This window comes from Paenibacillus sp. FSL E2-0190, assembly GCF_037992965.1.
Classification (GTDB): domain Bacteria; phylum Bacillota; class Bacilli; order Paenibacillales; family Paenibacillaceae; genus Paenibacillus_AQ; species Paenibacillus_AQ odorifer.
On sequence record NZ_CP150306.1, the window covers coordinates 5,368,705 to 5,395,167 of the forward strand.

At 46.0% G+C, this 26,463-nt stretch carries 25 protein-coding genes and 1 other RNA gene; 1 reads left to right on the plus strand and 25 read right to left on the minus strand.

The window, feature by feature from the left end:
• Position 1: 1 nt before the first annotated feature.
• Positions 2 to 1,222: a PLP-dependent aminotransferase family protein gene (locus tag NST25_RS23670; protein WP_340392609.1), complete on the plus strand. Its 1,221-nt coding sequence runs from the start codon at positions 2 to 4 to the stop codon at positions 1,220 to 1,222.
• 1,352 nt (positions 1,223 to 2,574) lie between these two features.
• On the opposite strand, the gene rnpB is transcribed toward NST25_RS23670, so the two are convergent.
• The 25 genes from rnpB to NST25_RS23795 form a co-directional block, all read right to left on the minus strand.
• Positions 2,575 to 2,977: RNase P RNA component class A (gene rnpB, locus NST25_RS23675), an RNA gene on the minus strand.
• A gap of 64 nt (positions 2,978 to 3,041) precedes the next feature.
• Positions 3,042 to 4,157 carry a Nif3-like dinuclear metal center hexameric protein gene (locus NST25_RS23680; protein WP_036683794.1) on the minus strand — a complete coding sequence of 372 codons (1,116 nt, stop codon included), beginning with the start codon at positions 4,155 to 4,157 and terminating at the stop codon, positions 3,042 to 3,044.
• A complete protein-coding gene (locus NST25_RS23685) occupies positions 4,133 to 4,903 on the minus strand; it encodes a class I SAM-dependent methyltransferase (RefSeq protein ID WP_076185284.1) in 771 nt (256 codons plus the stop codon). Before NST25_RS23685 ends, NST25_RS23680 begins: the two co-directional genes overlap by 25 nt.
• A gap of 5 nt (positions 4,904 to 4,908) precedes the next feature.
• Complete coding sequence (locus NST25_RS23690) at positions 4,909 to 5,733, minus strand: hypothetical protein (protein WP_340392612.1); 825 nt, start codon at positions 5,731 to 5,733, stop codon at positions 4,909 to 4,911.
• 110 nt (positions 5,734 to 5,843) lie between these two features.
• A complete protein-coding gene (rpoD, locus tag NST25_RS23695; RefSeq protein ID WP_036683799.1) occupies positions 5,844 to 6,977 on the minus strand; it encodes an RNA polymerase sigma factor RpoD in 1,134 nt (377 codons plus the stop codon).
• A 40-nt stretch (positions 6,978 to 7,017) separates the two neighbouring features.
• Complete coding sequence (dnaG, locus tag NST25_RS23700; protein WP_036683805.1) at positions 7,018 to 8,838, minus strand: DNA primase; 1,821 nt, start codon at positions 8,836 to 8,838, stop codon at positions 7,018 to 7,020.
• A gap of 39 nt (positions 8,839 to 8,877) precedes the next feature.
• On the minus strand, positions 8,878 to 9,357 hold the full coding sequence (locus tag NST25_RS23705) for a DUF188 domain-containing protein (RefSeq protein ID WP_076103766.1): 480 nt from the start codon (positions 9,355 to 9,357) through the stop codon (positions 8,878 to 8,880).
• A 162-nt stretch (positions 9,358 to 9,519) separates the two neighbouring features.
• Positions 9,520 to 11,595 (minus strand): glycine--tRNA ligase subunit beta, encoded by a 2,076-nt coding sequence (glyS, locus tag NST25_RS23710; RefSeq protein WP_076129007.1) that lies wholly within the window; start codon positions 11,593 to 11,595, stop codon positions 9,520 to 9,522.
• A complete protein-coding gene (gene glyQ / locus NST25_RS23715) occupies positions 11,588 to 12,475 on the minus strand; it encodes a glycine--tRNA ligase subunit alpha (RefSeq protein WP_036683820.1) in 888 nt (295 codons plus the stop codon). Before glyQ ends, glyS begins: the two co-directional genes overlap by 8 nt.
• Positions 12,476 to 12,895: 420 nt before the next feature.
• Positions 12,896 to 13,651, minus strand: a complete 756-nt coding sequence (recO, locus tag NST25_RS23720) for a DNA repair protein RecO (protein WP_036683821.1) — start codon at positions 13,649 to 13,651, stop codon at positions 12,896 to 12,898.
• A gap of 36 nt (positions 13,652 to 13,687) precedes the next feature.
• Positions 13,688 to 13,831, minus strand: a complete 144-nt coding sequence (locus NST25_RS23725; protein ID WP_076098533.1) for a YqzL family protein — start codon at positions 13,829 to 13,831, stop codon at positions 13,688 to 13,690.
• Between the two features lie 113 nt (positions 13,832 to 13,944).
• Positions 13,945 to 14,838: a GTPase Era gene (era, locus tag NST25_RS23730; RefSeq protein ID WP_036683823.1), complete on the minus strand. Its 894-nt coding sequence runs from the start codon at positions 14,836 to 14,838 to the stop codon at positions 13,945 to 13,947.
• A gap of 668 nt (positions 14,839 to 15,506) precedes the next feature.
• The gene (locus NST25_RS23735) at positions 15,507 to 15,926 is read right to left on the minus strand and encodes a cytidine deaminase (protein WP_076129005.1); all 420 of its coding nucleotides are present in this window, start codon (positions 15,924 to 15,926) and stop codon (positions 15,507 to 15,509) included.
• Positions 15,927 to 16,167: 241 nt separating this feature from the next.
• The gene (locus NST25_RS23740; RefSeq protein WP_076185260.1) at positions 16,168 to 16,563 is read right to left on the minus strand and encodes a diacylglycerol kinase family protein; all 396 of its coding nucleotides are present in this window, start codon (positions 16,561 to 16,563) and stop codon (positions 16,168 to 16,170) included.
• Positions 16,563 to 17,060: an rRNA maturation RNase YbeY gene (gene ybeY, locus NST25_RS23745; RefSeq protein WP_339169327.1), complete on the minus strand. Its 498-nt coding sequence runs from the start codon at positions 17,058 to 17,060 to the stop codon at positions 16,563 to 16,565. Before ybeY ends, NST25_RS23740 begins: the two co-directional genes overlap by 1 nt.
• The gene (locus tag NST25_RS23750) at positions 17,057 to 19,312 is read right to left on the minus strand and encodes an HDIG domain-containing metalloprotein (protein ID WP_036683831.1); all 2,256 of its coding nucleotides are present in this window, start codon (positions 19,310 to 19,312) and stop codon (positions 17,057 to 17,059) included. The genes ybeY and NST25_RS23750 overlap by 4 nt, the downstream gene beginning before the upstream one ends.
• Before the next feature lie 14 nt (positions 19,313 to 19,326).
• The gene (locus NST25_RS23755) at positions 19,327 to 20,298 is read right to left on the minus strand and encodes a PhoH family protein (protein ID WP_036683834.1); all 972 of its coding nucleotides are present in this window, start codon (positions 20,296 to 20,298) and stop codon (positions 19,327 to 19,329) included.
• 15 nt (positions 20,299 to 20,313) lie between these two features.
• On the minus strand, positions 20,314 to 21,495 hold the full coding sequence (gene yqfD, locus NST25_RS23760) for a sporulation protein YqfD (protein ID WP_076278789.1): 1,182 nt from the start codon (positions 21,493 to 21,495) through the stop codon (positions 20,314 to 20,316).
• Complete coding sequence (gene yqfC, locus NST25_RS23765) at positions 21,492 to 21,785, minus strand: sporulation protein YqfC (protein ID WP_036683844.1); 294 nt, start codon at positions 21,783 to 21,785, stop codon at positions 21,492 to 21,494. The genes yqfD and yqfC overlap by 4 nt, the downstream gene beginning before the upstream one ends.
• A 172-nt stretch (positions 21,786 to 21,957) precedes the next feature.
• Positions 21,958 to 22,536 (minus strand): hypothetical protein, encoded by a 579-nt coding sequence (locus NST25_RS23770; RefSeq protein ID WP_280753448.1) that lies wholly within the window; start codon positions 22,534 to 22,536, stop codon positions 21,958 to 21,960.
• Positions 22,537 to 22,554: 18 nt separating this feature from the next.
• A complete protein-coding gene (floA, locus tag NST25_RS23775; RefSeq protein ID WP_036683849.1) occupies positions 22,555 to 23,559 on the minus strand; it encodes a flotillin-like protein FloA in 1,005 nt (334 codons plus the stop codon).
• Between the two features lie 55 nt (positions 23,560 to 23,614).
• Positions 23,615 to 25,000 (minus strand): NfeD family protein, encoded by a 1,386-nt coding sequence (locus NST25_RS23780; RefSeq protein WP_248549505.1) that lies wholly within the window; start codon positions 24,998 to 25,000, stop codon positions 23,615 to 23,617.
• 118 nt (positions 25,001 to 25,118) lie between these two features.
• Positions 25,119 to 25,562 (minus strand): GatB/YqeY domain-containing protein, encoded by a 444-nt coding sequence (locus tag NST25_RS23785; RefSeq protein WP_036683862.1) that lies wholly within the window; start codon positions 25,560 to 25,562, stop codon positions 25,119 to 25,121.
• A 15-nt stretch (positions 25,563 to 25,577) separates the two neighbouring features.
• On the minus strand, positions 25,578 to 25,751 hold the full coding sequence (rpsU, locus tag NST25_RS23790) for a 30S ribosomal protein S21 (RefSeq protein WP_036657994.1): 174 nt from the start codon (positions 25,749 to 25,751) through the stop codon (positions 25,578 to 25,580).
• Positions 25,752 to 25,890: 139 nt separating this feature from the next.
• On the minus strand, positions 25,891 to 26,250 hold the full coding sequence (locus tag NST25_RS23795) for a histidine triad nucleotide-binding protein (protein WP_036683863.1): 360 nt from the start codon (positions 26,248 to 26,250) through the stop codon (positions 25,891 to 25,893).
• Positions 26,251 to 26,463 lie beyond the last annotated feature (213 nt).

The following is a 26,463-nucleotide window of genomic DNA, read 5'->3' on the forward strand; positions in this document are numbered from 1 at the left end:
TATGGATATCAAATACTCAACGGCAGCCAATCATCTAGGATCATCAGCAGTTCGGGAGATTCTAAAAGTTACACAGGGCAATGACATCATTTCACTTGCAGGCGGGCTGCCTGGGGAGGATTTGTTTCCCTTGGAGGCCGTACGTGATGCCTATAATCGCGTGCTCTCCAGCGACACCTCAGCGCTTCAATATGGGCTTACCGAGGGTTTTACTCCACTACGTGACAAAATCGCTGAAAGGCTTACCCGTCAAGGCATCCCGGTTGCAGCCTCTGAGATGGTATTGACTACAGGCTCACAGCAAGCTATAGATCTGTTATGCAAAATATTGCTGGATCCCGGCGATGCAGTTTTTGTGGAAGCGCCCACCTATCTGGCAGCACTACAGGTGCTCGGTTCTTACCGGGCTGCTATTCATTCGATACCAAACGACGAATATGGCATTTTACCGGATCAGTTGGAAGAGCAGATTCGGATACATCGGCCAAAACTGCTATACGCTGTTCCGACCTTCAACAATCCGTCTGGAGCAACCTGGAGTAAAGAACGCCGCGAGAAGGTGGTTGAAATCTGCCGCCGTTACGGTGTTCTTATTCTAGAGGACAATCCCTATGGAGAAATAACCTTTGATGAAGATAAAACTCTATATCCACCCTCATTAGCCTCCATCGATAGAAGCTTCGGCGGGGATCATTGTGTAGTCTACACAGGGACCTTCTCCAAGATCGTCGCCCCTGCCCTACGCACCGGCTGGATTATCGGCGATTCCGAACTAATCAAGACCATCGCCAAGGCAAAGCAAGCAGCCGATCTGCATTCCAGCACCATCGACCAGCGTGCTTTAGATGAACTGCTGTTGCATTTTGATATTGAGCAGCATATCCGCCTCATCTCAAGAGAGTATCATTCGCGTATGAAGCTCCTGTCCGCGGAACTCAGATCACATAACTGGAAAGGAGCACATTTCCTCGAGCCAAGAGGCGGCATGTTCCTATGGCTTACCCTTTCCAAAGAGATCAATACTAAGGAATTACTCCCGCTGGCAGTGGAAAACGGAGTAGCGTTCGTACCCGGAGAGGTATTCTATTCAGCGGAGCCTCACAAAAACAAAATGCGCCTTAACTTCACACACACGCCACCAGAGCAAGTTCCTGTTGCTGTCCAGCGTCTAGAGAAAGCATTGGTACAATGGCAGCAAAATCAAAACATCGTTCGGTCGTAAACAACTGCTCGTAATCAATACCTACGATGGCAAAATAAAACGGCTTCTCCATCCTTTATTGGACGGGGAAGCCGTTTTTTGTGAGCAGATTTCTGAGCTTTCACTTTTGCGCATTTGCAGAATGTTACATTTACGCATTTCTGCACATCTCATTTTCGTATTTCTACTTTTGTGGCACTACATAGCTCATTTCGTAATTTCACATTTCACATACAGCGATTATTTGCACATCACATTTCGAATTGCCACTTTTCAGCCCCTCTGTACAGCTTATTTCGTATTTCCACATTTCAGCGTTCCTGCACATCTCATTTCGTATTTCCACATTCGCATTTCTACACATCTCATTTCGCATTCAGCAAATTTGCACGTCATATATCCCATTTCCCACATTTCGCTTTCCGCATCACCAAACATCCTCTAGTTACTCAACACATCTACCACTCAATTAACTCCGATTTCACAGGAAGTTACAGCCAGAGGTTACAATTGATATTTCGCTACTAACTCCAATCTTTCCGCAGAAGATTAGCCAAGCTCCGCATTGTTACAGTTTGCTAGCTACTAATCTATTTCTGGCGTCAAAGTAACCATGGCGTTCGGAAGTTCGGGAGTTCTGAATTCTGGAGTTCTGAGTTCTGGAGTTCTGGAGTTCTGGAGTTCTGGAGTTCTGGAGTTCTGGAGTTCTGGAGTTCTGGAGGTTTGTATCGGACCCCAGCGCTCTTATTTGCATCAATTCCGCTCATTTGGTTTGCTATCGGACCCCATAGTCACTATTCGATCCAAAACGCCCGATATCCACCCTATTTATGCCGAATAACGGCTCTCCAGTCCGAAACTCCTCCAAAAAGGCATAAAATACACAAATAGCTGCATCTCGGTCCGTTAGCATATCAGCTCATCAAACCATCAACCATCAACCATCAACCATCAACCATCAACCATCAACCATCAGCTATCAGCTATCAACTCATCAAGCACCAGCCATCTATTCATCAACCACAAGCCATCTATTCATCAAGCACCAGCCATCTATTCATCATCCACCAGCCATCTATTCATCAACCACCAGCCATCAGCTCATCAACCATCAGCCGTCAGCTCATCAACCATCATCCATCTACTATCTACCATCAGCTCATCAACCACCAGCCATCAGACATCATCAGCCGCTAGCAATTCTTCTAAAAAGTCTAATTTCTGCATATCACGTTCCAAATCCCTGCATGTTATCGCATTTACTGCTTTATATATTTGCCGTATCCGCATTTGTTTGCAACAAAAAAGGCGGCGTAAGCCGGGTTACCGGGATACGTCGCCGTTTGTATGGTGTTGTTATATAACGTTGCAGTTAGGAAAGTTTGCCGTAAGCCGGGTTCTGTGCTCGTCGTGGTTCGATCGGGAACTACCCTCCCACCATAAGCGACAATCATCTATCTAGGCCATACATTACTGCACGGCTCCAGCGACCAACCTAGACGCGCCTCAGGCTAAGGCTGCTTATTCAGCTGCGTCTCATTAGGTCTTGCTCCAGATGGGGTTTACCAGGAACGAAGTCACCAGCGTTCCTCGGGGTCTCTTACACCTCGGTTCCATCCTTGCCTGTGCCGCCCTAAGGCGGCCATCGGCGGTCCATTTCTGTGGCACTATCCTTCAGCTCGCGCCGACTGGACGTTATCCAGCATCCTGCCTTATGGAGCCCGGACTTTCCTCCCGTGACGTCTTCACGTCACCGGCGATTGTCTGTCAAACTTTCCGAACAACATTATATATTATACAGACATCACATGTCTGGCACAAGCATTATTAAATGGCAATTTTATAGGAACTTAAATGGCTCCGTATTCACCTGCGAAGCATGCACAGCTGTATCATACTTATGCTCGGCCAATTTTCCAGCCATCCACTCTGCTACTTTCTCTTTCATGATCTTCTCCGCATTATGTCCCGGATCAATCAGAGTGATTCCGGCGAGCGCAGCATCCTGAACTGTATGATAATCCAGATCCCCAGTAACCAGGACATCCGCACCGCGGAAAATAGCACTGTTATAATACTTTCCACCCGAGCCGCCGAGAACGGCAGCTTTACGAATCGGACGGTCCAAATCACCAACAACCCGTACATGGTCTACCTTCAGGCCTTTTTTTACCGTCTCCACGAATTGTCCAAGGGTTGTAGGCTCTTTGAGCTTTCCTACCCGCCCAAGTCCTAAGCTGCGGCCTTTAAGATCCATTGAGTACAAATCATAGGCAACCTCTTCATAAGGATGGGCCTTAAGCATAGCCTGCACCACTTTATTGCGGATGGAGTGCGGGACGATCGTCTCAATACGAATTTCCTCGGCACGTTCCATCTTACCTTTTTCCCCGATATAAGGATCCGTGCCTTCTCCTGGAATAAAAGTACCGTATCCCTCGATATTGAAGCTGCAATGACTATAGTTGCCAATTGCCCCTGCTCCAGCATTCAGAATAGCATCCAGAACCTTCTGATGATGATCCTTCGGCACAAATACTACCAGCTTTGATAATTGCTCGGAGTGAATGTCTTTGATGGGTACTCCGTTTTCTATGCCAAGAGCTTCAGCCATCCAATCATTCATTCCACCTTCGGTGACATCCAGATTCGTGTGGCTGATGTACACCGCAATGTCATTCTTAATTAATTTTTCATACATTTTGCCCGTCGGTGTGTCTGTCTGGATTCCTTGCAATGGACGGAAAATAATCGCATGATGCGCAATAATCAAATTGCAGCCTAGACGAATCGCTTCTTCAACTACCTCATCATTCACATCTAAAGCAACTAATACATTAGTGATTTCTTTTTGCAGCGTGCCCAGTTGAAGACCAATTTTATCCCAATCCTCAGCTAAATGCTTAGGAGCCAGTTGCTCCATATACTGAATTACTGTTTGTCCCTTGGCAAACATTGTAGCACCTCCGTAATTTCCCTGATCTGACCTTGAATCTGTTTCCGTTTATGCTCAGCAGATTCGAGTTCTGAACGTGACAACGATGTTAAAATGCCTTCCAATTTCTGAATCTCACCCTGCCACTTAGCAAAAAACACAGTATTTGGCGCTTGAAGCAGCCATGGTCCCATTTGAAGCAAGGCCTCTTGCCCAAGGACTTTAGCGGAATCCCCCAAGGTTAATTCACGATATACACTTTCATTTGTAATTCCAGCTTCCGTATTTTCTGGTACAGCCGTCAATACTTCATATAGCTTCCCGTCTTCTTCCAAAATTCTCTCAGCTACGAGTACCCATTTATTATTTAATAACCAGCGGCGCAAAATATCCTCGCCTACATTCGGTTGAAGCAAAAGGGTTGTAACCTCTTTTAGCTTCCCCTGGCTTTGACCCCGGTCCAGAATCGCGGCAATTAATGCGCCTCCCATGCCAGCAATCGTGATACAATTGACTTCACCAGGTTCCAGAACCTCAAGGCCATCTCCACGGCGCACCGAGATCACCTTCCCTAGTCCAGCCTCTGCAACGCCCTTACAAGCAGCATCAAAGGGACCCGGGTTTACTTCACCTGCAATTGCAAACACAGCCTTACCGCTTTCGACAGCGGCCACAGGAAGCAAGGCATGATCGGAACCGATATCTGCTAATCTGCTTCCTTGCGGAATTTGCTCCAGCAATTGCTGAAGCCGATCTGATAATTTCACATTGTTCATGTTGCCACCCACGTTATCCATTTTTTTCGAAACTCAAACAACAAAGCTAACCCTGCTGCAATCTTTAGGATCAGCATCAATGAAATCCACTGCGGATAATCCTGTCTTAATAAAAGAGCGTCAAGCTCTGGCATGATCCAAAGCGATACTCCCACTGCAAAATAAACACTGGCAACACCTCTTACCTTATGATGCAAAAGCCAGCTTAACCATACCATCAGCACACACAATGGCAGCCATAGGAACTCCAGTTCAAATATAGAGGCCTCCGGGCTTCTTCCACCGAAGAACCCTGCATACAGTAATGCCCAAAAAGCAAAACCACAGTACTGCAACAAACCTATCCGGAGTAAAAATCCCAAAATACACCATAACAAGCCGCAGCACCCAATTAGAATAGGCCTCCAGAGCTGAGGATCCAGATCATGCAAATCAATCAGCCATAGCCCAAAACCAAGCGTTAAAACACTGCCCAGCCCCGCTAGGATAAGACTGATAACATTGTTCCGGTCCTTATAAACGGCGGAGTATCCATAACAAATAATTAATACAGATAGTGCGGTTGCAAGTTGCAAAGGCCAGGGAAAAACGCTAAAATAAAGACTAATCAAGAAAATCAAGGAAATAATTCCAAAAGAAAACAGCCAAATTTTGATGCTTCCTTGCTGTAAATTTCTCAGCGAAATTGGATTGTTATCCTTATTCGCATCCTCATCGTCATACAGATTGGTTAAGAAATCGCAATACTGCTCTGGCAGCAACCGGCTTTTTCTCCAATACTGAATCTCTTTTATAATGATGTCGCGTTTTTCCAAATTCACTGGCTCATCCTTCTTTCCAGATACACAAGGTCAACACATTTTTTACCAGCGTAAATTCAAATAAAAGAACCTCCTGCCACTGAGCAGCAGAAGGTCCAGTTCATGAAATACTATTCAAGGAAATCCTTAAGCCGTTTACTGCGGCTAGGGTGACGAAGTTTGCGCAATGCCTTGGCTTCGATCTGGCGGATCCGTTCCCGGGTAACACCAAACACCTTGCCGACTTCTTCAAGCGTTCTTGTCCGTCCATCATCAAGGCCAAAACGCAGACGAAGTACATTCTCTTCACGCTCCGTGAGCGTGTCCAGCACATCCTCCAGTTGTTCCTTCAGGAGTTCATAAGCCGCTGCATCCGCAGGAGCCAATGCTTCCTGATCCTCAATGAAGTCTCCTAGATGAGAGTCATCTTCTTCACCAATTGGTGTTTCCAAGGATACAGGTTCTTGGGCAATCTTCATGATCTCTCTAACTTTCTCCACCGTCAGTTCCATCTCAGCCGCAATTTCCTCTGGGGAAGGTTCGCGTCCCAGTTCTTGCAGCAATTGGCGAGAAACCCGAATCAGCTTGTTGATCGTTTCCACCATGTGTACAGGAATACGAATGGTACGCGCCTGATCCGCAATCGCACGAGTGATGGCCTGGCGAATCCACCAAGTCGCATACGTACTAAATTTGAATCCCTTGTTATGGTCAAATTTCTCTACTGCTTTGATCAGACCCATATTACCTTCCTGAATCAGATCCAGGAACAGCATACCGCGTCCGACATAACGTTTCGCGATACTTACTACGAGACGCAGGTTCGCTTCTGCAAGACGGCGTTTAGCTTCTTCATCGCCATTCTTAATCCGCATAGCAAGCTCAACTTCATCGTCAGCCGACAACAAAGGAACGCGTCCGATTTCTTTTAGATACATACGGACAGGGTCATTAATCTTGATCCCTGGTGGCAGCGACAGATCGTCATCAAAGCTGAAATCATCGCTGTCTTTATCCTCATTATCCTCACTTGGTCGGAGGCTGTTAACCTCTTCATCGTTCTCGTTTACAACCTCAATTCCCAAATCACTGAGTTGCTCGTAGAACTCCTCCATTTGCTCGGGGTCTTGATCAAACGGCGATAATTTCTCCATAATATCTTTGTAATTTAATGATGATCTTTTCTTACCTTGCTCAATGAGCTGATCCTTAACCTGATCCAAAGTAAATTCTGCTTCCAATTCAGTATGCTGATCGTTCGCCATAATTCGACTCCCTCCTCCCTAGGTACATCCTGTCAACATGTCATTGTCTCTCTAGGGCTATAATCTCACTTGCTATTTGTGCCGCACGCAAAAAGTCACCTGACTTTTCAGCCTGAATCATCTCTTCACGCTTCTGTTCCATTTTGCGTTGCAGTGGGTATTTCCGCACTTCACGAATACAATCATCTAGAACCTGCATATTCCAGTCCGGAGGGGTATCCATCATGGATATTGATGTCGCAGTTTTCTCCAGACGATCATCCTGAAGTGATGATAGAAACCGACTAATGCCGGGTGGTTTGCCTTGCGCGTAATAGGCATATAGATAAGCAGCAATTGCCGCATGATCAACGATGTTGAAATCTTCTCCGAGGCGTTCGCCTACATACGTGGCGGCTTCCGGGTCCTGAATCATAAAGGACAATAGACGCCGTTCCGCGACATGATAAGCGGGTAGTAAGGTCGGTGTCTGCACCTGCCCTTTTTTATGCCTACCATTATTCCACCTTTTGTCGTTATTATCCCCTTCAGGGATGTTTTTTTGCATCGATGCCCTAAGTAAATTACAATCCTGCTTCAAACTATCATATGAAAGTTCGAGTTCAGCAGCGATTTCCTTCAGATAAACCTCTCGCTCTGTTGAGGAATGCAGTGAAGCAATAACTTCTAAGGCTTCCTTGACATAGGCGATTTTGCCATCTTCCTCTAGGAGTATATGGTTTTTTTTCAGATATATAAGCTTAAATTTTATGGATGAAACTGCTGAATCAATAACCTGATCTTTAAATCTTTCTCCTCCATGCTTGGAGATAAATTCATCCGGATCCACCCCGCTTGGCAGTAAGGCGATCTTTACACGCAGGCCGCTGCCTTCAAGCATCGGAATGGCCTTCATGGCTGCTGCTTGTCCCGCCCGGTCACCGTCGTAAGACAGTATAATTTCATCAGCCAGGCTTTTCATCAGTGCCACATGACCCTCCGTCAAGGACGTTCCCATCGTTGCTACGCCGTTATGCACACCCGCTTCCCAGGATGAGATGACATCTCCGTATCCTTCAAACAGGACGATTTGTCGAGTTTTGCGAATGGATGCTTTGGACTGGTGCAAATTGTACAATATCCGGCTTTTGTTAAACAACCTACTCTCCGGAGAATTTAAATACTTAGGTTGACCCTCTCCAAGTATTCTTCCGGCGAATGCGATTACCTTGCCTGTACGGTTGGCAATCGGAAAGATAATCCGGCCACGGAAACGATCCAAATAGCCTTTGCCCTCACCGCGGGCTGACAGAAGTCCGCCTTTCTCCATTTCCGCAAGATCAAAATTTCGTTTCTCCAAAAACTGCAGCAAAGTATCCCAGCGGTCCGGAGCATATCCGATCTGAAACTGATCAATCATTTTATCACTGAAGTTCCGGCCTCTTAAATAGTCCATAGCGGCTTTGCCGTGTTCCGTGTTCTTCAGCAAGTAATGATAGAACTTTGCCGACCATTCATAAGCTTGAATCAACCGGTCGCGTTCCGGATCAGGAGGAGACATCATACCTCCCTTACCTTCTGGAACGGGAATATCACTTTCTTCAGCCATTATTCTGACAGCTTCGGGGAAGGTTAATCCTTCGATTTCCATCCTAAATTTGATGGCATTTCCACCCATACCGCAGCCAAAGCAATGAAATACTCCCCGGTCGGGGGTAACAGTAAAGGAAGGGGTTTTCTCCGAATGGAACGGGCAGAGGCCCCATAAATATTTCCCCTGCTTGGACAAATGAACAACCTTACCGACTGTATCGACTATATCATGACGCGCAAGCACGCTTTCGATAACCTCTTCCGGAATATTGCCGTGTCCGCTAGCCACTTCAACCACCTTCATCTCTTAACAAATAAATATAATTCGCTATTGCTCCACATTCTCCTGCAAAAGTATTAAAAGTTTTGTCAGTTTATGTTGAAAATAAGTTTTTTCTTCTGCCGTTATGGGTTTTGGACCCTTGGAATAATGTCCCCGTCTTCGTTCCACAGCCCTGGCATGTCTACCCTCCAACATAAAATCCATCTTGAAATTGTCGTATTCCTGACCACGAAATGAAAGCACACTGCACCTTTTACCTAATGCAAGTGCCGCAAGACCATAATCTTGAGTCAATACCACATCTCCAGCAGTAATATGATTGGCAATATATAGATCGGCACTCTGATCTCCTCGATCCACCTGCACAACCGTTACACCCTCTTCAGCTTTCAGTGCATGGTCATAAGAAGATACCATAAGTACCGGAACACCAAAGGTGCGACCTACCTCAGCGATCTCTTTTTTGACCGGACAAGCATCCCCATCCACCACTATCGTTCTAGACTGGGACTTCTCCATGATCATCACCAATTTCCCGTGTAATATATATACGCCCTCTCCGCAAGAAATCCTTCTTTCTAAGCATAAATACGGAACGGATGTCAAATGACGCATTGGCACCGTTCCGTATATTTATACCCCAAACCAACATTCTATACCATAAGATTCAAATTTTCTTGATTAAAATTACCAGACAAGCTTCGCAAAATCAGCGAACGACTTGGAGTCAGCATCAATACCAGCAAGCAGAGCCAAACGGTTAGCACGCACTTGCTCGTCCTCCGCCATAACCATAACGGAATCAAAAAATGTTGTAACGGCGTCTTTTAGACCCGAAAGAATCCGAAGTGCTTCTTCGGCATTTTTTGCCGCCATAGCTTCAAGGTAAGGTGCGTGAAGCTCCTGCCATGTATTAAAAAGCTGCAATTCAGCATCTTCTTTAAGTAAAGCAGGATCAATCACTTCACTGGTTGCTTTACTTGCCAAATTACTGACACGAGTAAGCGAATCTACGGTAATCTTGAAATCTGCTTGGTCGGACACAGCAGCCATAAGAGCACGGCTTCTGCCCACAACATCTACCACGTCGTCAAAACCAGCCGCTGTAACAGCGTCCACAACATCATAGCGTACATTGTCAGATAAAAGACGTTTTACACGCAGACCGAAGAACTCGTACAGGTTTATACGTAGTTCATCTCCAGAATGTTTCGTATTTCCTGAATTTTCATGAATTTCAATCGCCGCTTCAAAAATTTCGCGCAGCGTAATTGGCAATTTATGCTCAAGCACAATTTGGACAATACCTGCAGCCTGACGGCGCAGGGCATATGGATCCTGAGATCCTGTCGGAATGATGCCGATGGAGAAGCAGCCAACAATCGTATCGATTTTGTCCGCTATGCTGACAACTGAACCTGCTTCTGTTGAAGGTACAGCATCTCCTGCAAATCGTGGCTGATAATGCTCGAAGATCGCTTTTGCCACAGTTTCAGGCTCGCCTGCTTTACGTGCATAATCTTCACCCATTGTTCCTTGCAGCTCAGGAAATTCATAAACCATTTGAGTTACAAGATCAAATTTACAAATATCCGCAGTGCGACTTACTTCGGACACAGCAGTAGCTGACAGTCCAAGCTTCACAGCCAGACGATCAGAGATTTGGCGAATACGGCGCACCTTATCCCCTACGCTTCCCAAATCTTCATGGTAAACAATGTTCTCAAGCTTGGCTAACGCATCGTCAATCTTCATCTTTTGATCTTCTTGATAGAAGAATTTGGCATCTGATAGACGAGCACGAAGTACTTTTTCATTTCCCTTAGCGATAACATCCAAGGATTCTGCATTCCCGTTTCGTACAGTTACAAAGAATGGCAGTAGCTTGCCAGCTGCATCAAAAACAGGGAAATAACGCTGATGCTCACGCATCGAGGTAATCAGCACATCCTGAGGAATCTCTAAGAAAGATGGATCAAAGGTTCCAAAGAGCACGGTTGGTGTTTCTACCAAGAACAGTACTTCTTCCAAAAGATCTTCTTTAATCGCAATCGTCCAGCTTTTCTCTTCAGCCAATTTGTTGATTTGATCCAGGATAAGCGTTTCCCGTTCCTTCACATCCACAAGTACATGCTGCGCACGCATGCTCTCCACATATTGTGCAGGCTCCGAGATTACAGTCTCTGTACCCAGAAAACGATGTCCACGGCTCACATTACCCGCTTTTACATCCGTAATTTCCAAATCAATGATCTCTTTACCAAAAAGAGCAACCATCCAGCGAATCGGACGAACGAATTTAAAATCGTAAGCTCCCCAGCGCATGTTTTTCGGGAAAGTCATCGCATTTACAATACCCAGAAGTCCTTCTGTGAGCAAAGAAGCAGTCTCTACACCCGCACTATTTTTTGTGGCATAAATATATTCCACGCCAGCTAGCTCTTTAAATGTAAATTGCTCTGGAGATACACCCTGACTGCGGGCAAATCCTAGTGCAGCTTTACTCCAGTCGCCGTTAGCATCCAGCGCGATTTTGCGTGAAGGTCCTTTGACCTCTTCGCTAATATCCTCTTGCTTCTCAGCCGCGTCCTTAACAAATACAGCGAGACGACGTGGCGTAGCATATGCAGTAACTCCAGCATGGTTTATACGTGCAGAATCCAACCACTTGGACATTCTATCCTGCAGCTGTTCCATCGCAGCACGGATAAAACGTGCAGGAATTTCCTCCAGACCGATCTCAAACAGGATATCTTTAGACACGGTCAGCACCTTCTTTCTTCAGCAGCGGGAAGCCAAGCTTCTCGCGTTCCTCAAGATATGTTGCCGCTACGGAGCGGGCAAGATTACGCACTCGGGTAATAAATCCAGTCCGTTCAGTTACACTAATTGCTCCACGTGCATCGAGTAGATTAAAGCTATGTGAGCATTTCAACACATAATCGTAGGCTGGGAACACAAGATGCTTCTCCATCGCTCTACGCGCTTCCTCTTCATACATGTTGAACAGCGAGAATAACATTTTTACATCCGATACTTCAAAAGTGTAGGTAGAATGCTCAAACTCCGGCTGATGAAAAACATCACCATAAGTCATACCGCTTACCCATTCAAGATCGAACACATTTTCTTTATCCTGAATGTAAGAGGCTAAGCGCTCCATACCGTAAGTGATTTCTACAGCAACAGGGTTAGCTTCGATGCCACCTACCTGCTGGAAGTAAGTAAATTGAGTGATCTCCATACCGTCCAGCCATACTTCCCATCCCAGACCTGCACAGCCCAGTGACGGATTCTCCCAGTTATCCTCTACAAAACGGATGTCATGCAAGAGCGGATCAATACCGAGTGCTTTCAAGCTATCCAAATAGATCTCTTGAATGTTATCTGGTGAGGGTTTGATGATTACTTGGAATTGGTGATGCTGATACAGACGGTTCGGGTTCTCTCCATAACGACCATCGGAGGGACGACGTGAAGGCTCTACGTAAGCCACTCTCCAAGGCTCAGGACCTAGCGAGCGTAAAAAAGTCATAGGGTTCATCGTGCCGGCGCCTTTTTCTGTGTCATAAGGCTGTACGATGATACAGTTCTGTTCAGCCCAGAACTGCTGCAGTGTCAAAATCATCTGCTGGAAGTTCATAATACCGTCTCCTTCGCTTTACAAGTTTTTTACAACAGCTTGCCTAAAACTTTCTACCATGGAGGCGGCACTTTTAGCTCCTGACAGCAACAAAAAGCCCCCGCCCCCATGCCTGATTAACAGACATAGGGACGAGAGCTTAACTTATTCTCCCGCGGTTCCACCCTACTTGATTTCATACCTTGTATGAGCAAGTTTGCTGCCAAGACAAGAACGAAATCCACTTTCATTCGCCGCATTCGTACTCCCGGGTGCCATGTTCATGAACGTTGTCCCGCTAGGCTTCCACTGCCCCCAGCTCGCTGAATAACGACAATACAGTCCACTACTTTCCCGATCAATGCACGCCTCTCCCCAATTGGAGCATAACGACGATCATATAATAAACTGATCCTATAGTAACGGAAAAATCAGCTTTCGTCAAATCTTGTACTTGTCGAGCTGGTCTAGGAAACTTTGTGACTTCAGCTTTAATCCGAGTTGTACATCCATAAAGGCCCGCATAATTTTTTTCAGCTCATCCCGGCTGCTTTCCTTTACATCCACATTGCCTAGTCTAGTCAGGTCAAGTCTGGCGAATAATCGCAGCAGCTTCAACGCACGAGCAGAGACCTCCATGGCTGGAGGGTCATTATGTTTACAACTGCGGCACAGTGCTCCTCCAAGGCGAGGGCTGACCAGCAGTTGATCATCCGGCTTCTCGGCACCACAAATTACACAAGAATCGAATTCAGGACCATAACCGGCTGCCTGTAAGATTTTCATTTCAAAGACATTTATGATAACGCCGGGTTCCTTGTCCTCTTCAAGTGCATTAAGACAGGCCGTAAGCTGGCGAAACCAGAAGCTTCCCGTTTCCTCATCATGCAGAACACGATCAAGCAGTTCACACGCATAAGACGCATAAGCAGCTTTGATCAAATCCTCACGCAGCGGATGGTGCGACTTCGTAATTTCGCCAGAATTCAGTGTCCCAAGTCCTCCATTATTTCTAAAAAAAACAAATTCCCCAACGGTGAACAGTTGGATCAATGCAGCATGGCGGCTTTTGACCTTCTTTGCGCCACGCACCAGAACCCCTACTTTTCCCGCGTTCTCGGTGCAAAGCGTAATAATTGCGTTCCCCTCGCCGTAGTCCATGCTGCGGATGACGATCCCTTCCACCCTGTGTAGCATGCCTCTTCCCCCAACCATTCGGCAAGCAACCAGTCCTTATTGCGCTTCTTCATCACAGGCCTTCTCTTCCTCCACTAGCTGTAATCCACTATCTTCAAGCGGATGGCCAGCTTCCTTATACAGCAGGTAAGCATCGACGTCTCCTGTCATTGCAAAATACTTCCACGAAAAGTTTCGCATTCGTATTCATCCTTTCTTGGGAAAGACGATGTCTCTTATCAAGAATTAGGATGGTGCGATGGAGCAGGTTCTATCCTTGCAATTCCTACCAAACGAGGAATAACGGAATTAACTTAAAGGTCTTTATGGAAGCCCAAATCCCGCAGAACGCGGTCCTGATTGCGCCAATCTTTTTTCACTTTTACCCATAGCTCCAGAAAAATCTTCGAACCCAGCAGGTTCTCAATATCTGTCCGAGCCCGTCTGCCGACCTCTTTCAGCATTGCCCCTTGCTTGCCGATAATAATTCCCTTTTGCGAATCACGCTCAACAAAAATAACAGCTGAAACATGCACCACTCCATTAGGCTCAACCTTCATATCTTCGATGGCTACAGCAATAGAGTGCGGCACTTCTTCACGAGTCAAATGCAGAATTTTCTCCCGGATTAATTCCGCGCAGACAAATTGCTCGGGGTGATCCGTGATTTGATCTTCCGGATAATACTGAGGGCCTTCCGGCAAGTACTTGGCAACCTGCTCTAACAACGTGTTAACATTGCTGCCCATCTTCGCAGAAATCGGAATAATTTCGGCAAAATCATGCAGCTTGTTATATTGAGCCATAAGCGGGAGCAGAGCTTCCGGCTCTATTTTATCGATCTTGTTGAGCACTAGAATCACCGGTGTCTTCAGACCATTTAATTGCTCGGCAATGTAACGGTCTCCACCGCCCAAGCCCTCTGACGCATCCACAAGGAATAACACTGCTTCTACTTCACCCAGTGTACTCATTGCAGTCTGGTTCATGTAGTCGCCTAGCTTGGACTGTCTTTTATGAATCCCCGGTGTATCCAGGAATACGATTTGTGAAGTGTTTGTTGTGTAAACACCATGGATTTTGTTTCTGGTTGTTTGTGGCTTATCCGACATAATAGCAATCTTCTGGCCAATGACCTGGTTCATGAGTGTTGATTTACCTACGTTTGGTCTGCCGATAATTGCGACAAAGCCTGATTTGAATTTCATATTATCTTCCTTCCATACTTACCTTCTAAATTTGCGTTTGAAAATCTTTTAAGATCTTTTTCGATCCCCCTAAATCCCCCTTAGCCAAGGGGGACCCCAAGGGCCCCGGCCCTCTGGACAGCCGGAAATGGGCGTAACTGCAACGTTAGGCTGGATTAGAGGGACTATGGTGCATGAGCGCTTTCCTCCCCTATCGGGGACACGCTTCACTGTCGCTTATTCACACGGTTCGCATTGCCCTCACCATGAATAAAGATTACTGAGATGATTGGCTTTAGGCTGTGTTACAAGTAACCTTACGTAATTAGAATCGCTGACGGCTTTTGCCGTGGCGCTTACCTCGTAATGTTACTCTAAAAACACATAGTTTGCACCAGTTTAGCCTAACTTGGTAGAACTAGAACACTTTTAATTGTACTTTGTACAACTAATTTTAGGTTGAGTTTATGTTTTTGGTGTTTAAGTTGTATTTTGTGCAATTAAATCCTGTCTTAAGAGCCAAATATGGGCTTTATCATAAATTTAATTGTACTATCTGCAACTAAATTCATTTTTGTCGCGAAAGAGTAGCAATTTAACTGTACATTGTGCAATTAAAGTAGCAACCTTCGTCTAACTATGCCTGATTTGCCCTTAAACAGGCACAGGCATTAAATCAAATCCTCATTTTATTCTGGAGCTTGTCCTTGCTTCAGATCTACGGGACCAAAAGCGCCTGGAAGCAATTCTCCCACCGTAGTCTCAACGATATCACCCTTCATGTTCCCAAGAATAACCTTCATATCCGGCGAACACAACTCAATCATTACTTGCCGGCACACACCGCAAGGTGAAACGGGGCCGTCAGAGTCAGCTACTACGGCAATTGCTTTAAAAGAACCAACAGCGTGTCCATCCGCAATCGCACGGAATAGTGCTGTCCGTTCCGCACAGTTGGTTGGTCCAAAAGCAGCATTTTCCACATTACAGCCGTGGTGAATATGACCATCCTGATCAAGAAGGGCAGCTCCCACTCCGAATCGGGAATATGGAATGTAAGCTTTTGCTCGTGCTTTAATCGCCTCTTGCATAAGAAGAGTAGAATCCATATTTTGTCCTCCTAAAGTTTGTTGAGTATTGACTTCATTGATTTTTCTTCGCACAAAACTCACTTCGTAAACATCTAATTAGTTTCGTTTATCGTTATTTTCTCAGCGTGCGCTAAATTTTATCAGTGTACTTCATGAGATATATTCGGGTACATAACTCACTTCAAATTATTCAGTAACGAAAGAGGCGGAATCGCAAAACGCGGGTCCGCCTCTCCCCTGAATTGATTTTGTATCCTGATTATGACATAAGTCCGCTAATCCAGTCCATCACAGGGTGATAAAAAACATAGATCCCAACTAAGACAGCAAACACCGCCGTGAGAAGCACAGCTCCTGCGGCGGTATCTTTTGCTCTCTTAGCCAGTGGATGAATCTCTGGCGAGATCAGATCAACCGTCGCTTCAATCGCCGTATTGAGCAGTTCGGCAGTTAGGACAAGCGTGATCGAGAACAGCAGCAACATCCAACTGGCCAGCGGAAGTCTGAACACGGCAGCGGCTACTAGCACAACCACCGCTAAACAGCAATGCACCTTCATGTTAAGCTCGGATTTGAATGCCGACACTAAGCCTTGCGATGCAAACCGAAAAGAGTGCCAGAACTTCTTGTGCCCTACCGCCGTGTTCTTCACCATTAGCGCGTCAACCCAACCTGAGATAGTACTTTTTCTTGCTTGGACATCATCTCTGCTTCTGAAACTTCATCCTGATGATCATATCCTAACAAATGCAGAAATCCGTGAACGAAAAGAAAACCAAGCTCTCGTTCCAGTGAATGACCATATTCCAGCGCCTGCTCCTGCGCACGAGTTACGGAAATGATTATATCCCCAAGTACGTCTGGAACATCTTCCAGCGCCTCGCCTTCCTCTATCTCGTATATAATGTCCAGCTCGTCCTCTCCGCTTTCATTCATAGCAAAAGAAAGCACGTCCGTCGGACGGTCAATTCCCCGATATTCCAAATTCAACTCATGTATACGAACGTTATCGACAAAAGTAAGAGCTACCTCGCCCCGATCGATCCCTTCCGCTTCACCTGCTTTTTGCAAAATGCTCTCCAGCAGCGTAATGAGATCGTCCTTTATCTCGTATTCTTCCTGCTCGTTATCCCAAACGATCTCCAAACTCATGGGTTAGGTGCCCCTTCCTCTTTTTTCGGCTTACGCACATCTTCTGGGTATTCGATCCGTGAATGGAAAATTCCCATAACCGTCTCCTTCAGAGTCCGTGCAATAATATCCAATTCTTTAATCGTCAAATCACATTCGTCAAACTGATGATCATCCAGTCGACTTTTAATAATCTTCTCAATCATCGTTTCCACCTGCAGAACAGTTGGCTTACGCAATGATCTCACTGCAGCCTCGACACTGTCGGCAATTCCCACAACGGCTGCTTCCTTCGACTGGGCTTTCGGTCCAGGATAACGGAAATCTTCCTCGGTAAAATCAGCCTCGACACCTTTTTCTTCCGCCAGCTTCAGTGCCTTATGGTAAAAATAATGCAGGAACGTTGTTCCATGATGCTGCTCCGCAATGTCACGGATTGGCTTTGGCAGCTTATATTCTCGTTGCATTTCCACCCCGTCACGGGCGTGGGCAACGATGATAGATTTACTAAGCTTCGGTTCAATAGAGTCATGTGGATTTTCCATATTATTCTGATTCTCGATAAAATAAAACGGACGTTTTGTTTTGCCAATATCATGATAATACGATCCAACCCGGCACAATAAGCCATCTGCTCCAATCGCTTCCGCGGCAGCTTCTGACAGGTTACCTACCATTACACTATGGTGATAGGTTCCCGGCGTTTCGGTAAGCAGTTTGCGCAGCAGCGGGTGGTTTGGATTAGACAATTCTACCAGCTTCAATGCCGATAGAATACCAAAGGTTGCCTCGAAAAAAGGCATTAGCCCAATCACAAGTACAGCCGTCAATAGTCCCCCTGCAAAAGCAAAACCAACCGAATACAAGGTACCTACCTCTTTCCATGCTCCTCCACCTAACAGTATCTGCATAAAGACTGTCAGACAGCCAAAAAGCGATACCATAATCCCGCCTTTAAGGAGCGTGGAGCGTTGACCCGCACGGTGAGTCGCAAAGATAGCCACGTACGAAACCACGATAGCAAAGAAACCAAAGTTAAAATCAAAGATTGAGTTCTGCTGCACATTCAAAATAACACTCGCCAGTACACTGAATAGAATGGAGCAGAAATAGGCCAAAGGCATGTCCAGAAGCATTGCAATTAACATTGCGCCAATCGCCACCGGTGCCAGGAATCCGATATAAGATCGGACATCGGTCTGCAAAACAGCGGCCAGCCGCATAGAGATAATAGTTATAACAAATACAAGCACCAGCATCAATAGCTGAGAATTGTTGTACTTAAAGCCTGAGGTGCCGCCTGAATAACGAATGAACGCAAGCAAACCGACGGAGAGCATCGCAGAGAGAATCAATAGGCCTAACTGTGGCCAGTAATTCACCTCATTGCTTAGTAGCCCATTCTCATCCAAAAGAGTGTAGAGCTCTGGAGTAATTAGCTGCCCCTTAGCAACAAGCGTGTCCCCTTGCTCAATGAATACATCAGGTGTGTTCTCCCGGGCTTGTACCTTTGCTTCCTTGGTAGCATCCTCATCGTAGAACTTGTTACTTGTGATCACAAGACGTACAAGCTCCTGAACAACCTCACGCGCTGTACGCTGGCTTAGAGAACTAATACTGACCTGTTCCGCTACCTTGGCGCGAGCGGTCTGCGCATCCGTAATCTGATCATTCATCAGCCTAGTTACAATATCTCGGGCGACAGGCTTCATCTCGATAATGTCCTGAGAGGTCAGGCGCGGAATCTTAATGTAAGTCTCTTCCGGAATGACATAGGTCTGCTCTTTGATGACAGATTGCATTTCATCCAAGAGGTGATCTGAATATGTAGCGCTGCCCCGATTGGAAGCTACGAAATTCAAGATGAAATCGCTGGCTCTCTGCGGGATTTCATCACGATAAATCCCCGTCTTATCGCTTTGCGAGATCAGATCATCCTGATTGAGGCGATCTATCCGGTCCAGCAGCGAGGTCACTAGGTTGTCTGCCCTCATCGGGATAATTTTGTACTTGGGAGATACGCTTTCGGCCGCTTCCTCAGCCGCTTTTAACGTAGCTTTGGTGTCCTTAATTTGCTTCGGTGCCGTTATTTCCTTTGCACTGTAAGTATTCTCTTTAATATCATATTTCTTAGGTAGCAATTCTGGCGACAAGCTGAAGTAGAACACTAGTCCGAGTAACAGGAAAAGAGCATAGCGTGTCACTGCGCTATACTTCCATCCGTTGTTCGTATATACAAATCCGCTTAATTTAGATGGTTGCTTTGAAGCCATGAAGACAATCCCCTTTATTGGAGGTTTTCGGCAGAGCGGTCATAGGCAACGATAATTTTCTGCACCAGGGAATGCCGTACTACATCCTGTTCCGCGAAGTAGACAAAGCCAAGTTCTTCTATGCCGGATAAAATCGCTTTGGCTTCAATCAAACCGGATTTCTTGCCGCGGGGCAGGTCAATCTGGGTAACGTCACCTGTAATCACCATTTTGGACCCGAAGCCGAGTCGAGTCAGGAACATTTTCATTTGCTCAGGTGTTGTATTCTGCGCTTCATCCAAGATGATAAATGAATCATCCAATGTACGTCCGCGCATATAAGCCAGCGGAGCAATCTCAATCAATCCCCGTTCAAGTGCCTTAGCCACCTGATCGGGCCCCATAACGTCGTATAATGCATCATAAAGCGGACGCAGATATGGATCTACCTTTTCTTGCAAATCCCCTGGAAGGAATCCTAGACTCTCTCCTGCTTCTACTGCGGGACGCGTAAGAACAATACGCTTAACCGAACCTTCTTTCAGTGCCGTAACTGCAAGCACCACTGCCAAGTAGGTCTTCCCCGTTCCTGCAGGACCGATTCCGAATACAATATCACGCTTCTTGATCGTTGTCACATAATGCTTCTGGCCGACCGTTTTGACACGGATAGGCTTTCCGCGAAAAGTTGTAGTAATTTCTCCTTTGAACAAATCGAGCAATTGATCAGCACGAAAATCTTTCGCCAGTTCCACAGCGTACTGCACATCACGTTCAGTAAGTATGTAACCGCTCCGAATGAGAGACAGTAGCACATTAAACAATTGCCCCAGCATGTCTACTTCCCGCTCAGCTCCACGAATCGTTAGCTCTGCTTCACGCGAATCAATAATGGCGGGAATTTCACTCTCGATGATTTTTAAGAATCCATCCTGCGGGCCAAACAGCGATTGCGCTTCTCCCGCATTTTGCAAAGATATACGAATGCTTGCAGTCTGTTCTGACAAGTAGCCTCATTCTCCTCAATTGTTTACTATTGGCAGTTCTTCGGAAATTTTTTCTTCTACTTCAAAGATCACTTTCATATAAACTTTACCATTCTCTTTCTTCTCATGCAAAACTTTTTGACTTTTGATGACGCTATCAACACCATATCGAGCTAAAATATCATTCTTCGCCCGCTCAATTCCCCTCGCTACTCCAGCTTCTGGAGTTATCGTATCCTTTGTTTCATTGATCTCCATTTCTTTCTCAGTCATCAGGCCCAGCGGCAGCTCAATAGAGCGCCAAGATAGCGGATCATGCTCTGTGAGCGTCTTTGAATTCTCAAAGGAGGATTTGCCATAACCCCACAGCTGAATAGCCCATTTCCCCAACACGAGATAGGTGCGATCCTTACGCTCCCCAGTGTAGGTGCTATTGGTTGTTTCAAGCGGAACCTCGATATTGTACTCATGCCAAACCAACCCCTTAACCTCACCCTTGGCTACCACATACTCTACATTTTCTTCGTCTCCAAGAGCACCGGAAATCAGGATATCCCCTTTTTTCACACGCGAATTACGCGCTACTACCGGTCTGCCCTGCTCCGCATATATTTCTGTTACCACCGCATCTGTTCGGCTAATTAAATGCCGTTGGCTAAGCAAAGGTTTGATGTTGGGCTGTTTAGCCTCTACAACCTGAATTTTGATGCTCGTCCCCGTCCGTTGCAGCCCTATCCAAGAAACACCCGGTAAATGGGCCAGCAGCCCCTTAGAGAGCTTGTCCGGCTCCTCCAGACGCCATATCCACTGAAAAGGATACACACCCTCCTGGCGAGCGGCAGCCAATATATCCTCAGAAGCAATTTTTTCATTCCCTTCGACTCTAATACTCCATACCATCGTAGATAACATAAAAAGTGTAATTCCAAACATCAAAATACCTATGCCAAAAAATTTCCTTTTCCACAGCCGCGCCATAAGAAATGGAAGTCCGCTTCTACCGGTAACGTGCATACGACAGCCTGTCTTTTTTAAAATCGGCCGGAGGACATAAAAATCATCCAGAAGCAGCTTAAGGGAAGCGCCGCCCTCAGCGGGCCTCACATCCCAAATCATGATTCCTGCTTCAGAAATGAAATTAATAAATCGCTCCACCTGAGGTCCCGTCACATGCAGTGTAACGAACCCCCGCAGTGATGACAGAGGTGGCTCCTTCATGATCTCTCCTCGCTTTCGTTATATCTGATCTCCCCGATAACGCCTTCTACAGCCAATTCCTGGCCTAGAATATTTCGGATGACAAGTCCCTCGCCCGTGATTTCAAGCGATCCTTTAGCTAACGCGAGCTTAAGCTGACCAGAGGAAAAATGCAGCACGCCGCGATGATTCTCAATATGCAGTTCCTTATTGCCGATCAGGGTGATCCGGGGCATTTCCTGTAATAAGTCCTGTGGTAGATCCAGTACCCCGTTTGTCCATCCCCGCAGCCTGCGGCCAATACGGGTCATAAGTAGACGTTCCCCCTTCCTGCCTTCTGTACACCTTATGCGGCAACGCTTTTTTTTATGAGAAGAAGTAACAAAGGAGGACCCTTCTAGTGTGAAAAAAGCAAAAAAAGCCCCGGCAACCTATCGTAAAGATAGGAAACCGAGGCTTGATTGTTACTATGATCCGTAAATATTATCTTCGGGTGGAATGCGGCTGACGAGAACGCGGTGGACCCAGAATCTCTGCCCAGACTACACCATTGCGCAGGTCGTCCCGACTCCCTGTTCCATGTGTCTGGTCTGCCGCAGAGGGTGAGTTTGTGTTCTTATTCTTATTTGATCTTTTGGTATCTGCACCCGCTATCCCGTCAAAAGCAGATTGAAGGCGCCGTACCTCTTCTTGCATTCTTTGTGTGCGTAATTCAACTCCGTCATCGGCATGCTCCAAAGACATTCCTTCTCCAGTAGAATAATCTGGAGTTGGTATATACGCGGGTTCTGGAAAGGCAGGAGAGGCATCATACTCCCGGTTATCCTCTGACCTCGACTGCCGGGAAGAGGTGCTAACAGGAGCAGGAAATCCACTGCCAGACTCCGCTTGGCCCCCTCCATCGATATCCGGGCGCTTTACCCGGCGGAGCGGAGAATCCTCTCCGCCCCCAAAAGTGGGCATTCCCCCGCGAGGAGCTCCTTTGGGCTTGTTTTTAGTTGCTTTATTCACATTGGATACGATCGCGAATATAATAACCGCAATAATATAGATCCAGCTCATGGAGATTCACATCCCCTTTTATTTATTATTGTTAGGACGGTTATTGTCGTCCTGATCATTCATTTTGCCGAGAGAGCCCCGCATTTGGGTATCTGCCTCGATGTTTTTGATATTCATATAATCCATCACGCCGATTTGGCCATTTCTGAGCGCCTCAGCCATTGCCATAGGCACCTGAGACTCAGCTTCCACAACAAGCGCCTTCATCTCTACTACGCGCGCCTTCATCTCTTGCTCGTGAGCGACAGCCATCGCTCTGCGTTCTTCCGCTTTGGCTTGGGCAATGCGTTTATCTGCTTCTGCTTGCTCGGTTTGTAGATAAGCACCGATGTTCTTGCCTACATCGATATCCGCAATATCAATGGAGAGGATCTCAAAAGCAGTACCTGAGTCAAGCCCTTTGGACAATACCGTCCGCGAAATCAAATCCGGGTTCTCAAGGACATCTTTATGGGAATCACTCGAACCTACTGTCGTTACAATCCCTTCACCAACACGGGCAATAATCGTTTCTTCACCCGCACCACCCACGAGGCGATCGATATTGGCACGAACAGTTACGCGCGCTTTTACCTTAACTTCAATCCCGTTCTTAGCAACAGCCGCAACAACCGGTGTCTCAATTACACGAGGGTTAACGCTCATTTGCACAGCCTGCAGCACATCACGTCCTGCAAGATCAATGGCTGCTGCGCGAGTAAATTCCAAAGGAATATCTGCACGTTGTGCTGCAATAAGCGCATTAACAACACGGTCTACGTTACCACCTGCGAGATAGTGACTCTCCAGTTGATTAATGTTCAGTCCAAGACCTGCCTTAGTCGCTTTAATCATTGGGTTAACGATACGACTTGGGGTTACACGACGCAGTCTCATCGCCACCAGCGTAATAATACTGATTCTAACGCCCGATGCTAATGCTGAAATCCAGAGCATAACCGGGAAGAAACTTAAAAACACGCTCAATACAATAATCACCACTACCGCGATGAACAGAATAGGAATCAAAGATGCTTCACCCATACTATATAACCTCCGTAAATTTATTGTAGAACTATTATTGGTTCCAGTGTTTACCTTATTCCTTGATTTCTTTCACAACAATCCGTCCGCCCTCTACTTTAATAACAGAGACCGGTGCATTAGCACTAATAAAACTACCTTCTGTAACAACATCCACACGTTCGCCGCCTATCATAGCCGTTCCTGAGGGACGAAGTGGAGTAATACTGGTTCCTGTAGCGCCTAATAAGCTAAGCTTCTCTTCTACAGGCACAAATCCCTGATCTTTAGTAAGGCTTTCCTTCAAAATAAATCTGTTCCATATCCCTCGTTCTTTAAAAATGACCGCAACAATTACTACAACTATAGTCGCAGCTACGAAAGAGATACCTAGACTGAGCAGTGCATGCTTATAGCTGTAAGCAGCTCGTACAACACCCGCTACAAGGCTGACAGAGCCTAGGAGCCCCAATATTCCGAAGCTAGGCACAAAGAGCTCCAGCACAAGCATGACAAGCCCAATGATAAACAAGAGCCAAGTTTCCGCTCCGGCGAATCCTGCAACATAGTTGCCGAAGAAATATAACACAAAAGCCAACGTCCCGATAATTCCTGGCGCACCAAAGCCTGGAACAATCAGTTCAATGACAACGCCTGTAATCCCAATGAACAGCAGAATCGTCATAATAATCGGATTGGTCAGAAATTGCGACATTTTTTCCGCACCGGTATGCTCTACGCGAAAGATGTCGTCTGTAGTATATCCAAGCCACTGAATTGCTTCTTCAGGGGTATCTGTAATTTGATCAGCGTAACCAGCTTTTAAAGCTTCTTCACTAGACAAGGCAATGATTTCTCCCTGTGTCTTAGTCACTCCAAGCTCTGGCTTATCCACGACCAAATTACTATCCACCATTCCAGCAGCAATGTCTGGATCACGATCATTCAGCGCAGCAGCGCCGATCATTTTAGATCTCCAGTAGGATATCATTTTGGCATCATCGACTTTTTGACCATTCATGTCTACCAAGGAAGCGGAGCCGATCATACTGCCCGGCTTCATGATTATTGCACCTGCATTAAGTGCTATGTAACTGCCTGCAGAAGCGGCATCACCTTTAATATAGGCAGCTGTTGGTATTTCACTCTCTCTTACCATCGTCCCAATCTCTTCTGCCGATTTCACCAGCCCTCCAGGTGTATCGACCTCTAGTAGAATAAGGACTGCTCCATAATTAGCGGCTTCTTCAAATCCTCTTTCCAAAAAGCTTTGCAAACCCCGTTCAATCTTTTGATCTACCGGAATAATAAACACGGGACCTTTTTTCAGCTCACTGTTCGTAACCCCCGGTGTTTTCGGGGCTGCCCCGTCAGCGCTTACATTCGTTGCAAAGGGTGTCAGGAGGAGTAACAGCAGGACCACAGGAATGCTAGCTAACAGTATTTTCCGTAATCTTCTCAATGATTTTACCTCCCTTCTTTAGCTTGACCCAGAACTCATAACCCTTAATACGCTGAAATTGGATTTACGTTTCATAACATAGAAAAGCACCCCTTTTGCAAGGGGTGCTAGTGCTATATTATTGCAGAAATTGCAGAACCGCCTGGTTCACGAGTTTACCATCAGCGCGACCTTTGACCTTAGGCATCAGTGCGCTCATGACCTTCCCCATTTCGCTCTTCGAAGAAGCACCGGTTTCCTGGATGGTCTGCTGTACAATTACTTTAATTTCTTCTTCGGAAAGTTGCTCGGGAAGATATTTAATAATAATCTCGATTTCTGCTTTTGTACTCGCGGCAAGCTCGTCGCGACCCGCTGATTCAAATTCTTGGAGGGCATCTTTGCGCTGTTTGATTTCACGACTAAGGATATCAAGCACTTCGTTGTCGTCCAATGTTCTCTTCAGATCTATTTCAAGATACTTTATTGTAGAACGAACCATTCGAATCGTGGAGAGCGTGAACTTGTCCTTACTCTTCATCGCTTGCTTCATATCTTCGTTCAATCTCTCGCTAAGATTCATGCGTGGGTAATCCTCCTAAAACTTTCTCTTACGAGCAGCCTCAGACTTCAGCTTTTTCTTAACGCTCGGCTTTTCGTAATGTTTGCGTTTCTTCACCTCAGCCAAGACACCATCTTTTGCGATGGAACGTTTAAAGCGACGAAGTGCAGCATCAATTGTCTCGTTTTTGCGAACTTTCGTTTCAGACACAGGTTTCCCCTCCCTCCGACCATACCGTCCAAGAGCATAACACGGTTTATCAAACTCCATTATAGGTCAAACGGAAATAACGTGTCAACCTTCGTGCTATTCTTTTTTCTGGCAAGTTCTTCAACATTAAATGATTATGCTATGCGTGCGAAGCTGAGTTTCCAGTGAGCGCACCCAGCTTGGCTCCACCCAGCAGGTGATAATGAAGATGAGGCACAGCTTGTCCACTATCAGGTCCGCAATTATTGATTAAACGATAACCAGACTCAGCAATTCCAAGGTCTTTGGCGATCTGTTGGGCTACACTGTGGATTTCAGCAATTAGCGGAAGATCCTCAGGTGTAACATCATTCATTGAAGCAATGAACTTCTTGGGAATGATCAACACATGTACCGGTGCAGCCGGCTCGATGTCGTAAAATGCAAGAATACGTTCATTCTCAAATACTTTTTTGGAAGGAATAGTACCCTCAATAATTTTGCTAAACACGGTCTCCATAGAGTGCTTGCCTCCTAAAAATTGGTGAAATTCCACTTCATCATAAGATAATCATACAGGATAATCATCAATTACGAAAGCAGCAAGCAAACTCAGCATAATCTGCCCTAAACTGTATCTGTTACAGAATGAACCATTAAATAAATATATCAACACCGTTAGGCCTAAAAAAGACAAAAAAAAGAGAAACACCCTTCACAGCTTATAAAGCTG